The sequence below is a fragment of the Agrobacterium sp. ICMP 6402 genome (assembly GCF_009498615.1).
Lineage (GTDB): Bacteria > Pseudomonadota > Alphaproteobacteria > Rhizobiales > Rhizobiaceae > Agrobacterium > Agrobacterium burrii.
Genome location: NZ_QSNV01000011.1, coordinates 1 through 19,759 on the forward strand (window position 1 = coordinate 1; position 19,759 = coordinate 19,759).

Genomic DNA, 19,759 nt, shown 5'->3' on the forward strand with positions numbered 1-19,759 from the left:
GAACGCCGCCACCGCCGGTGTGCGGCCCGAACATCTGCTGCTGTCGAAGGAAAGCGGGCTGTGGCAGGGCAAGGTGATGGTGGCCGAACATCTCGGATCGGATACCTTCCTGCATCTCGAGGTATCAGGCATCGGGCCGATCACTGCCAGAACCGATGGCGAGTTCGAATGCAGGCATGGCGATACCGTCTTCATCACGCCAGATGATGCCAAAATCCACAGGTTCGATGACAGGGGGCTGGCGATGTGACCTTGCGCGTCAGTCCTCGCCAACCCTGACGCCATCACGGTCAAAGACATGCAGCCGCTCCTGCGGGAAACCGACCCGCAGGGACTTGCCCGGCTGCAACAGCGCCCGGTCCGACGAAAACAGCTTGAAGGGCAATCCGTGCACGGTCAGATGCAGGATGATGCCGAGACCGGTCGGCTCGACCAGATCGACTGCCGCTTCGACACCGCCTTCAGCGGGCGAAACGGTGACATGTTCCGGCCGGATGCCGAGCGTGACTTGCTCGCCATCGGCAAGCTTCACATCCCGGCCGAGTGCCAGACGCGTGCCATCGCCGAGCACGACGAAACTGCCGCCATTCTCGTGGTGAAGCCGCCCTTCGAGGAAATTCATGCCCGGCGAGCCGATGAAACCGGCCACAAACAGATTGGCGGGGCGGTCGTAAAGATCGAGCGGCGCGCCGATCTGCTGCACATGGCCGGCATTCATCGCGACGATGCGCGAGGCAAGCGTCATCGCCTCGATCTGGTCATGGGTGACATAAACCGAGGTGGCCCCGAGATCGGCATGCATGCGCTTGATTTCGGCGCGCATCTGCTCGCGCAGACGGGCATCGAGGTTGGAGAGCGGCTCATCGAACAGGAAGGCCTTTGGCTGGCGCACGATGGCGCGGCCCATGGCGACACGCTGGCGCTGGCCACCGGACAGCGCCTTCGGGCGGCGGGCGAGATAGGGATCGAGGCCGAGCTTGGCGGAAGCACCGGCCACCGCCGCCGCGATGGTTTCTTTCGGGCTGCGGCGCAGGCGCAGGCTGTAGCTCATATTGTCGGCGACGCTCATATGCGGATAGAGCGCATAGGACTGGAAGACCATCGCGATATCGCGATCCTTCGGCCGGCGATCATTGACGCGTTCACCGTCGATGGACAGGTCGCCGGATGTTATCTCTTCAAGCCCGGCGATCATGCGCAGCAGCGTCGATTTTCCGCAGCCGGATGGGCCGACGAGGACGATGAACTCGCCATCCCTGATATCAAGATCGACGCCATGCAGCACGGCGAGGTCGCCATAGGTCTTGCCGACATTCTTCAGCTCGATGGAAGCCATGGGATTATCCTTTCACCGCGCCGGCCGTCAGGCCCTGCACGAGATAACGTTGAATGAGCAGGAAGAAGAGGCAGGCCGGAATGAGCGCCAGAACGCCCGCCGCCATCATCTGCCCGAAATCGACGGAGAATTTCGAAACGAAGGTCAGAAGGCCAACCGGGAAGGTGGCGCTCTGGTTGCCGGAAATCAGCATCAACGCAAAGAGAAGCTCGCTCCACGCGGCGGTGAAGACGAAGCCGAGCGTGGCGGCAATGCCTGGCAAAGTCAGCGGCAGGATGATCTGGCGAAACGCCGTAAACCGGCTTGCCCCGTCAATCATCGCCGCCTCTTCCAGATCCTTCGGAATGCCATCGAAGAAGGACTGCATGAGGAAGGTGGCGAAGGGAACGTTGAAGGCGGTGTAGACGATGACGAGGCCCGTCAGGCTGTTGGTGAGGCCGAGCGGCGAGAGCATCTTGAAGATCGGCGCGACCAGCATGACCAGCGGGAACATCTGGGTGATCAGCATTAGCGCGACAATCCAGTATTTACCCTTGAAACGGAAGCGTGACAGCGCGTAACCCGACAGCGAGGAAAGTACCGTTACGGCAAGTGCCGTGGAGCCGGCAACGATGACGCTGTTCTTAAAAAACGTCGGGAAGGCACTGTTTTCTATGACATAACGATAATGATCGAGCGTCGCATGCGACGGCCACATCCGGACACCTTCGCTATAAAGCAGGTCGTTCGGCGTGACGGAAACCTTGAGCAGCCAGAACAGCGGGAAGAGCGCAAAGACGATATAGGCAAGGATCGCCAGACGATGGGCAAGGGTGAGAAATATCCTTGATGTCATCGGTCAGTCCTTCTCGATCAGGCGCTGGCGCAGCAGCACGATCAGCATGGAATAGGCAAGCAGCAGGACCAGCAGCACCAGCGCGATGGCCGAGGCATAACCGAAATCGAGACGCCGGAAGGCCTGGGTGAAGATGTAGCTGGCGACGATCTGCGTGCGGTCCGCCGGTCCGCCATTGGTCATGACGATGATGAGATCGGCGAAGTTGGCGATCCAGACGGTGCGCAGCAGGATGGTGATGGCGATGGTGGGCGCCAGAAACGGCAGCGTGATCGAGGTGAAACGCTGCAACGGGTTGGCCCCGTCGATCTCCGCCGCCTCGTAAAGATCGCGCGGAATGGCCTGCAATGCCGCAAGCAAGGTGATGGCGAAGAAGGGAATGCCCCACCAGACATTGGCGATGATCGGCCCCCACATGGCAAGCTGCGGATCGGCGAGGATATTATTGGGTGCGGATAACAGCCCGAGCGACACCATCCAGTGCGGCAGCGGCCCAATGACCGGATTGAACAGCCAAGCCCAGTTGAGGCCGGCAAGGAAGGTCGGCACGGCCCATGGCAGGAACACCAGCGCCTGCGCCAGCCCCCTGCCCGCAAACGGCTTGTCCAGCAGCAAAGCCAGAATGAGGCCGAAGAAGAATTGCAGGAAAACCGAGGCTCCGGTCCACCACAGCGTATTTTTCAACGCCCGGTAAAAGGCCGCATCCTGCGACAGCGCCTCCAGATGTTTCAGGCCGACGAAACCACCGGAAAACGGATTGAGCAGCTGCACGTCGCGAAACGCATAGGACAGGCCAAGCACCAGCGGCACCAGCATGACAGCGACGATGAGCATCAGCACGGGCGCGCTGTAGAGCCAGGGTTCGGCCCAGTCGGCAAACCGTCGCATCGCCGGTTTGCCAGCCGGTTTGCGCGCGGCCACCGGCCCGGCGCCATGGGCATAGGACATTGTATCGCTCCCTGATCGGACGACGGAACGGACGGGTTCTCCAGCCTCTCGGCTCACCGATCCGAAAATTTCAAGAAAAGGCCTGTCGCAGCGAAGGCCGGCAAGACCGCCGCACGGGCATTTTCGCCCGCACGGCCTGTCCGTGTCGTTATTTCGAAGCGAGGAACTTCTGCTGCGCCTTCGTCATGTAATCAGCCCATTGCTTTGCCAGATCTTCCGGCGTGATATCGCCGAGCAGCGCTTCCTGCGATGTCTTGATCACAAGCGAATCCTTGAAGAAGGCGAATTCCTCAAGATAGGTCGGCATTTTCGTCGGCACGGCGTTCTTGTCCGCGAGCTCGTCGAACCAGCCCTTGAACTGCTCGCTGGCATAGAAGGGGTCTTTTTCCGCCGACTTGTGCACCGGCAGCGCGCCCGTCTTCTTGTTCCACTCGATATTGCCTTCCGGCCCTTCGAGCGTCTCGACCAGTTTCCAGGAGAGATCCTTGTTGGCGGATGCGGACATGATCGACCAGCCGGCGAAACCAATCGTTGGGAAGGTCTTGCCGTCAGGTCCCTTCGGCATGGTCATGACGCCGAAATCTTCCGGCTTCATGCGCTGGGCGATGGCGATCAGCGCATCCGGGTCCTGATCGAGGAAGGCGCAGGTACCGGAATAAAAGCCGGCGACGATCTCGTTGAAACCCCAGTTGACGCTGTCCTTCGGCGCGTAACCGTTCTTGTAGAGATCGATCACATAGGTCAGGCCCTTCACCCAGCCGGGGCTGTCGAAGGTGGAGGTTCCGTCCTTGGTGAAGAACTCGTTCGAACCGGCCATGGATGCGCCGAACATGACCCAGCCGTTGAGGCCGCCCGGGCCGCCGCGCAGGCAGTAACCAGATTTGCCGGGAAGGGCTGCGACCTTCTTGGACGCATCGGCAAATTCCTCGAGTGTCTTCGGCGGTTCCTTCACGCCGGCTTCGGCCAGCAGCTTCTTGTTGTAGAACATGGCGCGCAGGTAGAAGCCGTAGGGCAGCATATAGGCGGTGTTCTTCACATCGCGGCCAAGTTCCAGCGTGCGCTCGCTCAGGCCCTTGGTGTATTCCCATTTGGCAAGATAGGGCTCGAGGCTCTCCAGCATGCCGTTATTGGCGTAGAGCGACAGCCAGGTGTCGGGCATTTCCATCACGTCAGGCACATCGCCGGCCGAAACCATCGTGGCGAATTTCTGGAAAGCCTCGCTCCACGGCAAAGAGATGATTTCCACCTTGGTGCCGGGATTGGCGGCCTCGAATTTCGAGACGATGCCTTTCAGTGTTTCCGTCCGCTCCGGGCTGGTGATGACCTCGACCAGTTTCAAGGTCGTGTCCGCCAGCGCCGTTCCGGTCATCAGGGCGGTGAAGATTGCTGCTGTTACCAGTTTTTTCATGTCGTTCTCCCCTTTTTTGTCGTCAGTTTAAAAACACGTCAGGCGGCGGAGGCCGCCTTGATCGCGGGTTCGAGATCGTTCCAGAGCGCTTCCGTGCCCTCCAGCCCGACATGCAGGCGCACCGAACGCGCGCTGATGCCGAAGGTGTGGGCGGAGTTTGGCTGCGCCTTCTGTTCGAGCACCACTTCTCCGGGAACGATCAGGCTTTCATGCCCGCCCCAGGAAACACCCAGTTTGAAAAGCTTGAGGCGGTCGGCAAAAGCGCGCACATCCACGCCGTCCTTAAAGATGAAGGAAAACAGGCCAGAGGTGCCGTGAAGGCCGGGCGGCAGGCGGTTCGCCAGCCCCGGATGGCAGACCTTTTCCACCACATCCAGCGCCTGCAGGCGGGTTGCGATATCAAGCGCCGATGCCTGATGCGCCTTCATGCGCAGCGGCAGGGTGCGAAGCCCGCGGATGAGCAGCCAGGCATCAAAAGGCGACATCTTGCCGCCGAGATAGGGATAGGTTTCCGCCCGGATGCGGTCGATCATCGCCTTGGAACCGGCCACCACGCCGGAGACCACGTCGCTGTGGCCGCCGAGATATTTCGATGCCGAATGCACGACCAGATCAACACCGAGGGAAATCGGCTGCTGGAAGACCGGGCTTGCCCAGGAGTTGTCGATGACGGTGACGGCACCATGACGCTTGCCGATGGCGGCCAGCGCTGCGACATCATGGGCTTCCATCACCCAGCTCGTCGGGCTTTCCATATAAAACAGCTTCGCGCCCGGCATCGCCTTTTCAACCGCCGCCTCGTCGCGGCCATCGACATAAACGACCTCGATATTCATGCGCTGCATGAAGGTGCCGAACAGGCGAAACGCATCGGGATAGACATGGCGCACCGCGACGATGCGGTCGCCCGGAGACACGAAGGACAACACGGTGGAGGAAATAGCGGACATGCCGCTGGCAAAACCGAGCCCATCTTCGGCGCCTTCGAGCTTGGCCAGCATCTCCTCGAACATGCGCACCGTCGGGTTCAGCCCGCGTGTATAGACCGGCCGTACCTTCTCGCCGCGATAGGTGGAGACCATTTCGTCGTAGCTGGAAAAGGTGAAAAGCGAGGTCTGCACCAGCGGCGGCACCACGGCTTCGAAAGCGTGGGTCTCGTCATGGGCGACGATCAGGGAGGCGGGATCGAAGAGATCGTTGCCTTGGTTCATTTCGACATGTCCTTGATATCCTCCTCGACGACGGCGAGGATTTTCAGTGTTTCTTCACGGGCGGTCTCGGCGTCGCCGGCGGCGATGGCGTTGAACAGCGTGCGGTGAAAGGGAAAGGAGCGGCCGGCGAAATCCGGGCGGTCGAACGGCTTCGACCAGAAACGTTCGAAACCTTCGCGCATCTGCTCCAGAAGCTGTTTGAAAAGCGTATTATGGGTGGCGTCGTAGATCGACAGATGGAAGGCAAGGTCAGCCTTGCCGGAGGTGCCTTCGGCCAGATGCACCCGCTCCATCTCGTCGAGCCGTGCTTCCATCGTGGCGATATCGTCCGCCGTGCGCCGACGCGCAGCCGCCATGGAGGCCTCCACCTCGATGCCGCGCCGCACTTCCAGCGTCATCAACAGCGCATCGCGCAGGCTTTCGGCATCGATGGAAATCGGCATATGCACGGTGGCGGCGGAAATCGGCTTCAAGAGGTAATTGCCGCTGCCCTTGCGGCTGTCGATGACACCGAGCGCCTGAAACTTGCGAATGACTTCGCGGATGGTGGACCGTCCGACACCCAGCGCCGCCATCAGCTCGCGCTCGGCCGGCAGCCGCTCCCCGGCCTTCAGCCCCGCCCGCTCGACATAGTCGGAAAGCGCCGCCTCGACCTGGCGCACACGGTCGCTCGGCGGAATCGGCTGCATGAGTTCCCGGCTGGACCTGTCCAAGACGCACCCTCTAAATTGGTCTGACATCTTACCATTTCAAAGAGGCGATTGATTGTCAACGGGCAACGCGAGACGTGCACCGGGAAGATCGCTGCCCATGCTCGTTCGTATTGGAAGTACCGGGGGAAATTTCAGCGGATCGAAAAAGGCGAAGGTAGTCACCACGCAAAGGCCGAAAGCCTCTCTTTCGTCATGCTCGGGCCTGTCCCGAGGATCCAATCACGTCGCGTGCAGGGAAAGGTTCAGCAAAATGGCAGAGGGTGGCCTTGAGCCACCCTCCTTTGATTCACACTGAACTCACGAAACTTACTGCGTCAGAACCGCCGCCTTGATGGTCTGGATATTGTGGTTGACCATGTCGATATAGGTGGCAGCCGGGCCATCGGCGGCGGAAAGCGCGTCGGAATAGAGCGTGCCGCCAACCTTCAGGCCGGTTTCGCTGGCGATCTGGTCGATCAGCCGCTTGTCGGTGATGTTTTCGACGAAGATCGCCGAGGCCTTGTCGTGTTTGACCTGATCCACGAGCTTGGCGACATCGGCGGCAGAGGCTTCTGATTCCGTCGAGATGCCCTCGGGCGCGAGGAAATTCAGTCCATAAGCGTGCTCGAAATAACCGAAGGCATCATGCGAGGTGATGATAACGCGCTTTTCCGGCGGGATGGCGGCAACTTCAGTCTTCACCTTCTCGTTCAGAGCGGCAAGCTTGGCGATATAGGCATCCGAATTGGCGGTGTATGTGGCGCAACCAGCCTTGTCGACTTCGCAAAATGCGCCGGCAATGTTCTTCACATAGATTTCCGCGTTCTTGATCGACTGCCAGGCATGCGGGTCGAATTCACCGTGATGGTGGTGACCTTCATGGTCGTGGTCGTGGCCGGCTTCTTCCGCCTTGTGGTCGTGGCCTTCCTCTTCTTCCGCTTCCGGATGGGCATGGCCGGCCGGTTCTTCGGAAAGTTTCAGCGGCTCGACGCCCTTGGTCAGTTCAACGACCGGCGCCTTGGTGCCACTGGTGTCGATCAGCCGCTTCAGGAAGCCTTCGAATTCCAGGCCATTGACCAGCACCACATTCGCCTTGCTGACGGCAACCGCATCGGCCGGACGCGGTTCATAGACATGCGCGTCGCCATCCGGACCGACGAGCGTGGTAATCTCGACGCGGTCACCGCCGACATTTTTGGCGAAATCGGCGATGATCGAGAAACTGGCCACGACCTTGAGTTCGGCAGCCGAAGCCTGCGCCATCAGGACCGGGGAAAGGGTAAGAAGGCTTGCGCAGGTGGCAAGACGGAAGGTTTTGAACATGAAGGTTCTCCTTTTTTCGAACGCTGTTTTCAGGCCGTTCTGTGGCGGCCGGAACCGAGAAGATCGCCGAGCAAGCCGCGCGTGCCGACGAGAATGGAGAGCGCGTAGATGACGCCCGCCGAAAGGATGATCGCCGGGCCTGAGGGCAGCGACGCGTGATAGGACAGGATGAGGCCGGCAAAGCAGGAAACCATGCCGATGCCGATCGAGATGAAGCACATGGGCGCCACGCGGTTGGACCAGAACCGGCTGGCGGCGGCGGGCAACATCATCAGGCCGACCGAAAGCAGCGTTCCGAGCGCCTGAAAGCCACCAACCAGATTGAGCACGACGATGGCGAGGAAGAGAAAATGCACCGGGCTGCCCCAGTTGCTGACCGAGCGCAGGAACAGGGGATCGAGGCATTCCGCCAGAAGCGCCCGCCAGAAAGTGATCATCACCACCAGCGTCACGATGCAGATGCCGCTGATGAGGCCGAGCGCCTCGTTGTTCAGCGCCAGCACGGTGCCGAACAGCACATGCATGAGATCGACGCTGGAGCCACGCCATGAAACGAGCAGCACGCCGAGCGCCAGTGAAATCAGATAAAAGGCGGCAAGCGACGCATCTTCCTTCTGGACGGTGAAACGCGACACCGCACCGGCACCCAGCGCCACCACGAGGCCGACCACCAGCCCACCGATCGTCATCGGCAGGATTTCCAGCCCGTAAAACAGAAAGCCGACAGCCGCCCCCGGCAGGATGGCGTGCGACATGGCATCGCCTGTGAGACTCATGCGCCGCAGCATCAGGAACACCCCGACCGGCCCGCAGCTGATGGCAAGGATCAAGGCGCCGGCAAGCGCCCGCTGCATGAAGACATATTGGACGAAGGGTTCGATGAAGAAATCAGCCATGGGCATTCGAATTCGCGTGGGAGTTGGCTTGGGGATGAGTGTGAGAATGTGACGACGTCGCCCGTGGGCCTGCATCGAGCGCATTGGTCACCGGCGCATCGCCCGGCGCACACCACGGTGCATTCTCCTCCCATGCCTCGTGGAAATGCCGCGCCTGCCGCATGTTTTCCGGCTTCAGGACATCGGCTGTCGGGCCGAGACCGACGAGACGCCGCGCGAGGAATATCGTCTGCGGAAAATGCTGTCGCACCAGTTGATGGTCATGCAGGACGGCCAGCACCGTGCGCCCTTCCGCAACCCATGCCTTGATCAGCACCAGAAGATCGGTGACGGTGCGCTCATCAACGGCATTGAAGGGTTCATCCAGCAGGATCAACTGCGCGTCCTGCAACATGGCGCGGGCAAACAGGGCACGCTGCATCTGGCCACCGGAGAGCGAATCTATATTGCGCTTTTCAAAGCCGGAAAGCCCGACCGCTTCCATCGCCCGGCCCATCGCCGCTTTGTCCTCAGAACGGTGGCGGCCAAGCAGGCCACGCCTGGGCCAGAGACCCAGCTCAACGAGATCGCGCACCTGAGCCGGGAACGACCGGTCGAGTTCCGACTGCTGCGGCAGATAGGCGACGGAAATGCCTGCGCTGATCCGGCACTCACCGCTAAGCGGTTTCAAGATGCCGGCGATACCCTTCATCAGCGTCGATTTGCCCGAGCCATTGGCGCCGACAACCGCGGTGAGCGATCCCTTGGTGATATCGCCATCCAGATGATGCACGGCCGCACGGCCGGCATATCCAAGCGTCAGATTTGTAAAGGTGAGGCACGGATCGCTCATCGATCCCTCCTGGGCGGGGTTTCATTCGAGGACCCTTGATATGTAATGTTATTACATTCGTCAAACGAATATGTAATGAAATAACATTAACTATTGGAAAGTCAGAGCGGCACGCTGTTGGGCAGAGACCCCTGCTTCTCCGCGGATGCTTTTTTTCCAAAGCCCGTTGACATGCCACACATATGTAATGTTATTACGTTACATAACTGGAACCGGCACTTCAAAAATCCTCCGTTTCCAGATCGCCTGCCGTGGTCGTCATGACGCCCACGCGACTGTTGCCACAGAACGAGGTCCCCATGAAAAAACTCCCCGTCACCGTCCTCTCCGGCTTTTTAGGCGCTGGCAAAACCACCCTTCTCAACCACATCCTCGCCAATCGTGATGGCCTGCGGGTGGCGTTGATCGTCAACGATATGAGCGAAATCAATATCGATGCGGCGCTGGTGCGGGATGGCGGCGCCAATCTCTCGCGCACCGAGGAACAGCTGGTGGAAATGACCAATGGCTGCATCTGTTGCACGCTGCGCGACGACCTCTTGACCGAGGTCCGCGCGCTCGCCGAACAGGGTCGCTTCGACTATCTGCTGATTGAATCCACCGGCATCGCCGAGCCGCTTCCCGTGGCCGCCACCTTCGATTTCCGTGACGAGAACGGCCGCAGCCTGTCTGATGTCGCGCAGCTGGATACGATGGTGACGGTGGTGGATGCCGCCAATCTTCTCAATGATTACGGTTCATCCGATTTTCTGGCCGACCGGGGCGAAACGGCGGGTGATGGCGACAACCGCACCATCGTCGACCTTCTGGTCGAGCAGATCGAATTTGCCGATGTGGTCGTCCTCAACAAGATCGGCACTGCGACGCCACAGGAGCGGGATGCGGCCCGCAAGATCATCGTCGGGCTGAACCCGGATGCGAAACTCATCGAGGCGGATTTCGGCAGGGTGGAACTGAAAGAAGTGCTCGGCACCGGTCGCTTCGATTTCGCCAGGGCCGAAGAACATCCCCTGTGGTTCAAGGAACTGCACGGCTTTAAGGACCACATTCCCGAAACCGAGGAATATGGCATTCGTTCTTTCGTTTACCGCGCCAAAAAACCCTTCGACCCCGTGCTGTTCCAGCGCTTTATCGATCGTGCCTGGCCGGGGGTGGTGCGCGCCAAGGGCTTCTTCTGGCTGGCGACACGGCCGCGTTATGTCGGCGAGATCAGCCAGGCGGGCGCATTGGTGCGCACCGGCAAGATGGGTCTCTGGTGGTCCGCCGTGCCGAAAGAGCAATGGCCGCGTGAAAAACAGTTTCTCGACATGATGAAGCCCTATCTCGATCCGGTCTTCGGCGACCGGCGGCAGGAAATTGTCTTCATCGGCTCCGATCCGATGAGTGAGGCCCGCATCCGCGCCCAGCTCGACGCCTGCCTGATCGACACCGAAGCCTTCACGCCCGACGCATGGCGGCACCTGCCGGACCCCTTCGTCAATTGGGACAGACAGGCCGCCTGACCGGGACTGGACGGCACAACAGGCAGACTCAAATTAAAAAAGACCCGCACAAATGCGGGCCTTTTTTTTGTTTTAGCGGGGTTCTTATCCCTGCGATGCCTCAACCTGTGGCACCACACCGCGGCGCGACGCCATGAGCGAGGCGCCGAGAAGCGCTGCAATTGCCACGAAGACGAAAACCATCGTTGCCCCCTGCAGATCGATCAGCAGGCCGCCGAGAACCGCGCCGCTGGAAATGGCGATCTGGAAGGTGGTGAGCAGCAGCGCGCCGGCGCTTTCGGCCTCATCCGAAGCCACGCGGGTGATGAAGCTCTGCACACTGACCGGAAGCGCACCGAAGGCAAAACCCCAGGAAGCGATGGCGACACCCGCAACGACGGGAGATGCGCCGGCAATCACCAGAATGGAGGCCGAAGCGGCAATCAGCGTCGCGGCAAAGGTCACGGCCCATGCCGTGTTCTTCTCGGCAAGGAAACCGCCGAAGAGATTACCGAAGAAACCGCCGATGCCATAAACCAGAAGAACGAGGGAAATCGCTTCAACGCCAAGCTGTGGCACGTCTTCCAGGAACGGGCGAACATAGGTGAAGCCGGCGAAGTGACCCGCAACGATGAACAGCGTTGTCAGAAGGCCGATCCGGACCTGCGGCCGCTGCAGCAGCCGGAACATGGTGGAAAGACCGGGTGCGCCGGCCGGCGGCAGAGACGGAATGGTCAGCAGCTGCACGGCAAGTGCGATGACACCGAGCACACCCGCAACCACGAAGGCCGCGCGCCAGCCGAGCGTCGCGCCGATCCATGCGCCCACCGGTGCGGCACAGACGGTGGCGACTGAAACGCCTGTGAGGATGATGGCCATGGCACGCGGCATCTTGTCGAGCGGCACGAGCCGCAGCGCCAGCGCCGCCGACATGGCCCAGAAACCGCCAAGGCCGATGCCGAGCAGGACGCGCGATGCAAACAGCATGAAAAGCCCGTTGGCAAAGGCGGCAAGCGTGCTGGAAATGATCAGCAGCAGGGTCAGCCCGAGGAGCGTCCAGCGGCGGTCGATGCTGCGTGTGCCGATGACGACGCCGGGGCCGGCAACCGCGGCAACCAGCGCGGTGACGGTGATGGATTGCCCGGCAATGCCGGAGCTGATGTCAAGATCTTCCGAGAGCGGCGTCAAAAGGCTGACCGGCAGAAATTCCGCCGTCACCAGCCCGAAGACACCGAGCGAAAGCGAAACCACGGCGGCCCACTTCGCATCCGGCTCTTTTCTGCGCGGCACATATTCGAGTTCGTTTATGGTCCGGTTATTCATGAAAATCTCCTGATGCGCATTGCCTGAATGCGCCCTGAAATGGAAGGGCGACGGCGACGAAACCGCTGGGAGGCCGGTTCAGCACCCGCAAATCAATCATCGTAACCTATGCGTGACAGCCCGGCGTTTCCATGCTAGAAAATCCGTATTCCTTAACTAATCGTCCGAATTTGCGAGATGTCATGAATGATGCCCTGACGGAAATGCTGCGAGGTCTGAGGCTTGACGGCGTGGAATATGGCCGCTGCCGCATGGCAACACCCTGGGCGACCGCCTTTCCCGAACAGGAAGCGGCGCGGTTTCATTTCATCGGCGTCGGCCAGGCGAAACTGCGCAAGCCTTCCGGCGAATGGCTGATGCTTAAATGCGGCGATGCCGTGCTTCTGCCGCGGGGGCACGCCCATGTGCTTGCCAGCGGCGAGAATGTGACGCCCTCACCCTTTGACCGTTTCGGCAAAAAGGAAGTCTGTCAGGGTATTTTCGACATACAATGCGCCAGCGCCGGCGGCGATACCGTGGCCTTTACCGCCTCCATGCGCTTCAACATGGATAATCTGCACCCGCTGTTGCAGCTGATGCCGGATGTGATGCTGACCAGCGATCTGGCCAAAAGCGACCCGGCTATTCCGCACCTGCTGGAAGCCATGGCGCGCGAAGTGGAACTGAACCGCGTCGGCGCGGGCGGCATTCTGGCAAGGCTTGCCGATGTGCTGACCGCGACCCTGATCCGCACCTGGGTGGAATATGGCTGCGGCGATTCCAGCGGCTGGCTGGCCGCCGTGCGCAATCCCGAACTCGGGCGGGTGCTGGCCGCCATCCACCTCAGCCCGGAAAAAGACTGGAGCGTGGAAGAGCTTGCCTCCTTGATGGGCGCATCCCGCTCCAGTTTCGCGGAACGTTTCACCCGCGTGGTGGGTGAAAGCCCGGCACGTTATGTGGTGCGCGTGCGCATGCATCAGGCACGTCTGTGGCTGCGCGAAGGCATGCGCGTGACGCTGGCTGCGGAAAAGCTCGGTTACGATTCCGAAGCCTCCTTCAGCCGCGCCTTCAAACGGGTGCTCGGCGCGCCACCCAGCCAGTTCCGCCGGAAGGACACGGCCGGGCTGGAGGATGCGGCTTAAAAGCTTCAAACAAAACGGGTAAAGATACTGTGTGAGAACATATCCGCCTGAAGCGGAAGGGCATCGTCCGGGGAGCATCCACCATGAGCATGGCCGACGACGCCCGTTTCTGGAACCGGGCAGCACGGAAATATGCGAAAGGCAGGATTTCAGACGAGGCCGGATATGAGCGCACGCTGGAGCGGACCCGCGCCCTGCTGAAACCCGACGACAACATACTGGAACTGGGCTGCGGCACCGGAACGACGGCGATCCGGCTGGCGGGTAGTGTCAAAGACTATCTTGCGACGGATATTTCCGCCGACATGATCGCAATCGCCGAGGAGAGAAAACAAGCCGCCGGCCCTCTCCACAACCTCACCTTCAGCGTGACGACTGCGGAAGCGCTTGTGCCCGGCGACATGCAGTTTAACGCGGTGCTGGGTTTCAACTATCTTCATCTGGTCCGCGACCTGCCCGGCACCCTGCGGCACATTCACGCCCTGCTTGCCCCGCACGGCCTGTTCATTACCAAGACCCCCTGTGTCGGCGATATGAACCCGCTTATCCGCCTTGTCCTGCCGGCGATGCGGGCAATCGGCAAGGCGCCCTATGCCGGCGTGTTCAACGCGGCCGCGCTTGGCCGGCATATGAATGCCGGTGGTTTCGACATTCTGGCGACGGAAATCCACGCAACGAAGGGCAATGATAACCGCCCTTACATCGTGGCGCGCAAGAGGTGGACTGAGCCGCCTTCTCAGTGAAAATTGCGGGAAATGACCTTTATCCGCTCGACCACATCGTCATCATGGTCGGCGGGCGGCGGGCGTTTCCTGATGACGCGATGATCATCCGGCGGCATACCGTGATGAAATTCGTCACCACGCCCATGCGGCAGAGGAAAGGCGTGGTTGCGCTCGCCCACGCTTGCCAGGGCCTGCGACAGATCGGTCAGCCGGTGGGCGACAAGATGCACCACCTCACCTTCCCGCTGGATCTTGCCGTAAATGCCGACCATGCCGGCGGATAACACCACACGGCGGTATTTTTCGAAGGTTTTGACCCACAGTACAGCATTGGCGATGCCCGTCTCGTCCTCCAGCGTCATGAAGATCACGCCCTTTGCCGAACCGGGGCGCTGGCGCACCAGCACCAGCCCCGCCGTTTCCAGCCATGTGCCATCCCGAACGCGCACCGCCTCCGCACAGGTGACGATGCGGCGGCGGGAAAGATCGTGCCGCAGGAAGGTCATGGGATGTTCGCGCAGCGTCAGCCCAACATGGCCATAATCCTGCACCACCTCGCCACCGTCAGTCATGGGCCTGAGCGCAACGGAGGGTTCCTGAAGCTCTTCGATAACGGCATTTTCCCTGATGGCCGCGGCGGCGAAAAGCGGCAACGGCTCATCCCGCAAGGCCTTGATGGCCCAGAGCGCCTCGCGCCTGGCAAGCGAAAGCGACGGCAGAAAGGCATCGGCTTCGGCGAGACAGACGAGGGCAGCGGCCGGAACACCCGCCCTTCGCCACAGATCATCGACGGAAGCAAACGCCCGATCCTGCCGGCCCGAGACGATTTTCGCGGCGTGATCGTTGGAAAGCCCCTTCACCATGCGCAGGCCAAGCCGCACGGCATAGCGCTCCTCACCCTTGTCATTCTTCTTGCCCGTAGGCTCCAGCGTGCAATCGAAACGGCTGCTATTAACGCAGACCGGACGCACCTCGACGCCATGATCACGCGCATCACGTACGATCTGCGCCGGGGCATAAAAACCCATGGGTTGCGAGTTGAGAATGGCCGTACAGAAAATATCGGGATGATGACATTTCAGCCATGAGGAGGCATAAGCGATCAGCGCGAAGGAGGCCGCATGGCTTTCAGGGAAGCCATAACTGCCGAAGCCTTCCAGCTGCTTGAAGATGCGTTCGGCGAATTCCTGCTCATAACCGCGCTCCACCATGCCATCGATCAGATCCTGCCTGAATTTGGAGATGGTGCCGACATTCTTGAAGGTGGCCATGGCGCGGCGCAACTGATCCGCCTTGCCGGGTGAAAACCCGGCGCATTCGATAGCGACGCGCATGGCCTGTTCCTGGAAAAGGGGCACGCCGAGCGTTTTACCGAGCACTCCTCTCAGTTCCTCTTTCGGATAATGCTCATCCTCTTTTTTGTCACGGCGTCGCAAATATGGGTGCACCATATCTCCCTGAATGGGGCCGGGACGAACAATGGCGACCTGTATGACGAGATCGTAAAATATCTTTGGCTTCAACCGTGGCAGCATCGACATCTGTGCCCGGCTTTCGATCTGGAAGGTGCCAAGCGTATCGGCCTTCTGGATCATCTCATAGGTGGGATCATCATCCTGCGGCACAGTAGCGAGATCGTACTTATCACCAGTACGTTCTTCCAGCATGTTGAAGCCGCGCTTCATGCAGGAAAGCATGCCAAGCGCCAGGCAATCCATTTTCATGAACTTCACAACATCAATATCGTCCTTGTCCCATTCGATGATCTGGCGATCATCCATGGCGGCGGGTTCGATTGGCACCAGCTCATCCAGCCGGTCATGGGTCAGAACAAAGCCGCCCGGATGCTGGCTGTGATGGCGCGGTGTGCCAACAAGCTGGTTGGCCAGTTCAAAGGCAAGCTTCAGGCGGCGATCCTCCATATTGAGGTTCAGTTCCTTCACCTGCTTTTCACCCACTCCCTCGCTCCAGCGCCAGACCTGCGACGAAAGGAGTTTCGTCAAATCTTCCGGCAGACCCAGAACCTTGCCGACATCGCGCAACGCCCCACGCCCGCGATAACGGGTGACAACCGAACACAGTGCGGCCTTGTCGCGACCATAGGTATCATAAACCCACTGAATGACTTCCTCGCGCCGCTGATGTTCGAAATCCACGTCGATGTCAGGCGGTTCCCGCCGTTCTTCCGAAACGAAACGTTCAAACAGAAGATCGACCTTGAGGGGATCAATGGCGGTGATGCCAAGCACGTAGCAAACCACCGAATTGGCCGCCGAGCCGCGCCCCTGGCAGAGAATATCCAATGAGCGCGCATGGCGAACAATGGCATTCACCGTCAGGAAATAGGGTGCATATTCCAGCCTTCCGATCAGGCCAAGTTCGTGGTGCAGCGCCTTTTCCACCTTTTCCGGCGCGCCATGCGGATAACGATCCGACACCGCATCCCAGACCAGCTTTTCAAGCGCCTGTTGCGCCGTCAGTCCCGGCAGGGTGCGCTCCTCTGGATATTGATAGACCAGTTCCTTCAGCGAAAATTTACAGCGTTTCGCAATTTCAAGGCTGCGGGAAAGCGCTTCGGGATAACGGGCAAACAGCCGGTGCATCTCTTGCGGCGGTTTCATATAGCGGTCGGCATGGCGCTCGCGGCGAAAACCCGCCTCGTCGATGGTGCAATTGTGCCGGATACAGGTGACGACATCCTGCAGCATGCGCCGCTCCGGCACATGAAACAGCACGTCATTGGTCACCACGGTCGGCACACCAGCCGCTTCGGCCATAGTTGACAGTTCGAAAAGCCGCATCTGGTCGTTGGGACGTCTTCGGAGGCTCAGCGCCATATAGGCCCTGTCGGCAAAAGCAGCTTTGAGACGTCGCAGCCGCAGTGCGCAAAGATCATCCGCGAGGTCAGCGAGCAACACGACGATCAGGCCTTCGCCATAGGCAACGAGATCGTCCCAAGCCAGCCGGCATTTGCCCTTGCCGCCCCGTTTCTTGCCGACGGAAAGCAGCCGGCAAAGCCGCCCGTAAGCCGGGCGATCCATGGGATAGGCGAGCACGGAAAGATCATCGTCCAGATCGAGCCGGCAGCCGATGATGAGACGGATGCCATGATTATTGGCGGCTTCATAAGCGCGGGGAATGCCCGCAAGACTGTTGCGGTCGACAATGCCCAGCGCCTCGATGCCGAGGCTTTTTGCCTGTTCGAAAAGCTCCTCGCAGGAGCTGGCACCCCGCAGGAAGGAAAAATGCGTCGTCACCTGCAGCTCGGCATAACGCGGCGTATTCATGCGAAGACCCCGTGAATGAACCAGCCCTGCGAGCCCGTTTCGGCATGTTCACCATCACCGGAGCGGAAAATCCAGAAGCGCTCGCCGCCTTCGTTTTCCACCATGAAATAATCGCGCACGGCGGCCTTTTCCCGGTCGCGTTTCCACCATTCACCGAACACCCGTTCCGGCCCGTCGGCGCGCCTGACATTATGGCGCACGCCTTTCCAGAGGAAATAACGCGGCGGATGGTCGGGCAGCAGCGCCAAAGTCTCGATGGGTTCCGGCCTTGCAAAAAGCCTGACCGGACGCGGCCAGTGGCCGGGCCAGCCGAGCGTATCATCAGGCGCCAGCGCCGCAACTGAAGTAAGGGAGCGTTCCGGCACGTCACTTGCCACCGCCACATAACGATAGACCCGGTGGCCGCGATTGAGGATGACATCGACCGTATCGGCGATGTCCGCACGGCCTTCCTCCAGAAGCGAGGAACGGGCCTGCGCGGCGACAAGCGGCTCGGCATGGGTGGCGGTCAGCACCATCATCTCGATGCCGAAGCCGGGATCGATGGTGTCGATACGGTCGGTCAAAAGCCGGACAAGCTGTTTGACATCGCGTACCGGTCTGGACGTACCCGCCCGTATGGCCTGCAGGCCGCTATCCACCCGGTGCAGCACCAGATCGACCCGGCGCGCGCCGAGGCCGCGCTTTTCCAGCGCGACGCAAAGTTCGGCAACCAGCTTTTGGCTATAACGGGCAATCGTTTCCGCCGCTGCGATGGGTTCGGGAAAAGCGCGCCGCACCTCCACCAGTTCGGCCACGCGCACCGGTTCGATGGGTTCGCCGATCTCGCCGAAAGCCTGGGAAAGGCGGCGGACGAGTTCGGGGCCGAAACGCAGGGTCAGCGGCGCGCGCGGGGCTTCGGCAAGCTCACCAATGCTGCGAAACCCAAGCACCTTCAACCCGGAAACGATACGCTCCTCCAGCCTCAACGCAGCAAGCGGCAACGGACCGATCGCCGTCCGCTGCCCGCCCGGCGGCACGATGCTGATCGCCTCACGGCCAAAACGCGCCAGCGCATGGGCCGCACCCCAGCTATCGGCAATGGCGGCGCGGGCAGAGAAACCGGCGGCATGCAGGCGGTTGACCATGCCGCTCAACATCAGCGTCTCATTGCCATGCAGATGGTCCGCGCCTGATGTGTCCAGCACCAGCCCGTCCGGTGGGTCGGCGGCGACGATCGGAGCATAGATGCGCAGGAAATGAAAGGCCAGCTGCTGCAGGGCGCGGGCATCGGCCGCCGCATCCAGATTTTCAACGAGAAGACCCGGCACCAGCGCCTGCGCCTTGCTGACCGGCGTGCCGGGCCGGATGCCCGCCGCCTTTGCCGCCTTGTCGAGCGCCAGCACCAGCCGGCGGCTGCCCTGTCGGCCGATCATGACCAGCGGCTTTTCAACCGGCGGCGCGTTCTCTCCCGAAAGACGCCGGAAACGATCCGTCGGCCATGTCGGCAGGTAGAGCGAGACGACCCTTTGCATCACAGGCTTCCACTTCAAATTCGGCACTTTCGCCGCCGCGACATCGCAAAAGCTCCAGCAACCAGCGCGGTCTGCCCACCCCCGGCACCGGCAGGGGGGATGAAGGCCGCACGGAAATGCGCCAGCGGGTCACCGCCGCCGTCGGCTCACCGAACAGCGCCGCATCGGCTTGACGCCGGAAGCGGCGGATGGCGATGCCGGTAACCCCCGAGGTTTCCGCCGCCAGTTGCAGCCGCCGCGAGGCGGTCATCGGCAGTTTCGCCACTTCGCCCATCACCGCGCCGAAGCCGTTGCAGCGCAAGCCCTCCTCGAAACAGTCGAGCACGCCTTTCTCATCGCGGCATTCAACGATGATAAGCCGGTTCTGCGACAGGCCGGCCTGTGTCAGACCCGGCATGAACAGATCCCGCCGGGTGACACACCATAAAACCTTGCCGGAAAGCCGTGCCGCCACACCGGCAGCAAACAGGGCTGCGGCTGCACCATCGGCAGCGCCATTGCCGCCGCCGCTCAGCTCATGCAGGCAACCGAGCTTCAGCCCGCCTCCCGGCAGGTGATGGTCGATGGCATCCACGCCGAAAGGCAAGGTCTCGTGCAGCCGTTCAGGGCCGTTACCGATCCTTTCCAGCCTTTCACGCAGCTCTTCGACAACGAGCAACTGGTCCGCGCGCTTTTGCATGGCATGACGGTTTTCAATTCCGGATTTTCAATCTTACTGTTCTTGTTTTGTTCCTATTTCAGCAAAGAGTCAAGCAACAGGCTGTCGCTCATCAACAGTTTGCACGGGAAGAGAGGATTAAGCCCTTGCAGCGCTTCGTCCCGCCGTT

Annotated in this window: 17 protein-coding genes; 4 read left to right on the forward strand and 13 right to left on the reverse strand. The window is 60.8% G+C overall.

What is annotated here, in order from left to right:
* The coding region (locus tag DXT96_RS22500; RefSeq protein WP_153516555.1) for a TOBE domain-containing protein at window positions 1-250 on the forward strand (250 nt) is incomplete at its 5' end.
* A 9-nt stretch (window positions 251-259) separates the two neighbouring features.
* On the opposite strand, the gene DXT96_RS22505 is transcribed toward DXT96_RS22500, so the two are convergent.
* From DXT96_RS22505 to aztA, 9 genes are all read right to left on the reverse strand, one after another.
* Window positions 260-1,336 (reverse strand): ABC transporter ATP-binding protein, encoded by a 1,077-nt coding sequence (locus DXT96_RS22505; RefSeq protein WP_153516556.1) that lies wholly within the window; start codon window positions 1,334-1,336, stop codon window positions 260-262.
* 4 nt (window positions 1,337-1,340) lie between these two features.
* Window positions 1,341-2,171, reverse strand: coding sequence for a carbohydrate ABC transporter permease (locus DXT96_RS22510; RefSeq protein ID WP_003510396.1), 831 nt, complete (start codon window positions 2,169-2,171; stop codon window positions 1,341-1,343).
* Between the two features lie 3 nt (window positions 2,172-2,174).
* Window positions 2,175-3,119, reverse strand: coding sequence for a carbohydrate ABC transporter permease (locus DXT96_RS22515; RefSeq protein WP_153516557.1), 945 nt, complete (start codon window positions 3,117-3,119; stop codon window positions 2,175-2,177).
* Window positions 3,120-3,267: 148 nt separating this feature from the next.
* Window positions 3,268-4,527: a sugar ABC transporter substrate-binding protein gene (locus DXT96_RS22520; protein ID WP_149899038.1), complete on the reverse strand. Its 1,260-nt coding sequence runs from the start codon at window positions 4,525-4,527 to the stop codon at window positions 3,268-3,270.
* Between the two features lie 38 nt (window positions 4,528-4,565).
* The gene (locus DXT96_RS22525) at window positions 4,566-5,738 is read right to left on the reverse strand and encodes a PLP-dependent transferase (protein WP_153516558.1); all 1,173 of its coding nucleotides are present in this window, start codon (window positions 5,736-5,738) and stop codon (window positions 4,566-4,568) included.
* Entirely contained in the window at window positions 5,735-6,427 is a 693-nt protein-coding gene (locus DXT96_RS22530; protein WP_046800886.1) for a FadR/GntR family transcriptional regulator, read from the reverse strand. Before DXT96_RS22530 ends, DXT96_RS22525 begins: the two co-directional genes overlap by 4 nt.
* A gap of 330 nt (window positions 6,428-6,757) precedes the next feature.
* Window positions 6,758-7,753: a zinc ABC transporter substrate-binding protein AztC gene (gene aztC, locus DXT96_RS22535; RefSeq protein WP_153516559.1), complete on the reverse strand. Its 996-nt coding sequence runs from the start codon at window positions 7,751-7,753 to the stop codon at window positions 6,758-6,760.
* Window positions 7,754-7,782: 29 nt separating this feature from the next.
* Window positions 7,783-8,649, reverse strand: coding sequence for a zinc ABC transporter permease AztB (gene aztB / locus DXT96_RS22540; protein WP_153516560.1), 867 nt, complete (start codon window positions 8,647-8,649; stop codon window positions 7,783-7,785).
* Window positions 8,642-9,481, reverse strand: coding sequence for a zinc ABC transporter ATP-binding protein AztA (aztA, locus tag DXT96_RS22545; protein ID WP_153516561.1), 840 nt, complete (start codon window positions 9,479-9,481; stop codon window positions 8,642-8,644). Before aztA ends, aztB begins: the two co-directional genes overlap by 8 nt.
* A 299-nt stretch (window positions 9,482-9,780) precedes the next feature.
* Between aztA and zigA the strand changes: the two genes are divergently transcribed.
* Entirely contained in the window at window positions 9,781-10,983 is a 1,203-nt protein-coding gene (gene zigA / locus DXT96_RS22550; RefSeq protein WP_149899043.1) for a zinc metallochaperone GTPase ZigA, read from the forward strand.
* An 84-nt stretch (window positions 10,984-11,067) separates the two neighbouring features.
* Here zigA and DXT96_RS22555 read toward each other — a convergent pair whose 3' ends face one another.
* Window positions 11,068-12,285, reverse strand: coding sequence for an MFS transporter (locus DXT96_RS22555; protein WP_153516562.1), 1,218 nt, complete (start codon window positions 12,283-12,285; stop codon window positions 11,068-11,070).
* A gap of 182 nt (window positions 12,286-12,467) precedes the next feature.
* On the opposite strand from DXT96_RS22555, the gene DXT96_RS22560 reads away from it, so the two are divergent.
* Complete coding sequence (locus DXT96_RS22560; RefSeq protein ID WP_149899045.1) at window positions 12,468-13,406, forward strand: AraC family transcriptional regulator; 939 nt, start codon at window positions 12,468-12,470, stop codon at window positions 13,404-13,406.
* A gap of 83 nt (window positions 13,407-13,489) precedes the next feature.
* A complete protein-coding gene (locus DXT96_RS22565; protein ID WP_153516563.1) occupies window positions 13,490-14,149 on the forward strand; it encodes a bifunctional 2-polyprenyl-6-hydroxyphenol methylase/3-demethylubiquinol 3-O-methyltransferase UbiG in 660 nt (219 codons plus the stop codon).
* Here the strand turns inward: DXT96_RS22565 and DXT96_RS22570 are convergent.
* Genes DXT96_RS22570 through DXT96_RS22580 form a run of 3 tightly spaced genes read right to left on the reverse strand, consistent with a single transcriptional unit; the run spans window position 14,143 to window position 19,611 of the window.
* The gene (locus DXT96_RS22570) at window positions 14,143-17,418 is read right to left on the reverse strand and encodes an error-prone DNA polymerase (protein WP_153516564.1); all 3,276 of its coding nucleotides are present in this window, start codon (window positions 17,416-17,418) and stop codon (window positions 14,143-14,145) included. The genes DXT96_RS22565 and DXT96_RS22570 overlap by 7 nt on opposite strands.
* Entirely contained in the window at window positions 17,415-18,932 is a 1,518-nt protein-coding gene (locus tag DXT96_RS22575; RefSeq protein ID WP_194287712.1) for a DNA polymerase Y family protein, read from the reverse strand. Before DXT96_RS22575 ends, DXT96_RS22570 begins: the two co-directional genes overlap by 4 nt.
* A complete protein-coding gene (locus DXT96_RS22580) occupies window positions 18,847-19,611 on the reverse strand; it encodes an ImuA family protein (RefSeq protein WP_153516565.1) in 765 nt (254 codons plus the stop codon). Before DXT96_RS22580 ends, DXT96_RS22575 begins: the two co-directional genes overlap by 86 nt.
* Window positions 19,612-19,759: the final 148 nt, after the last annotated feature.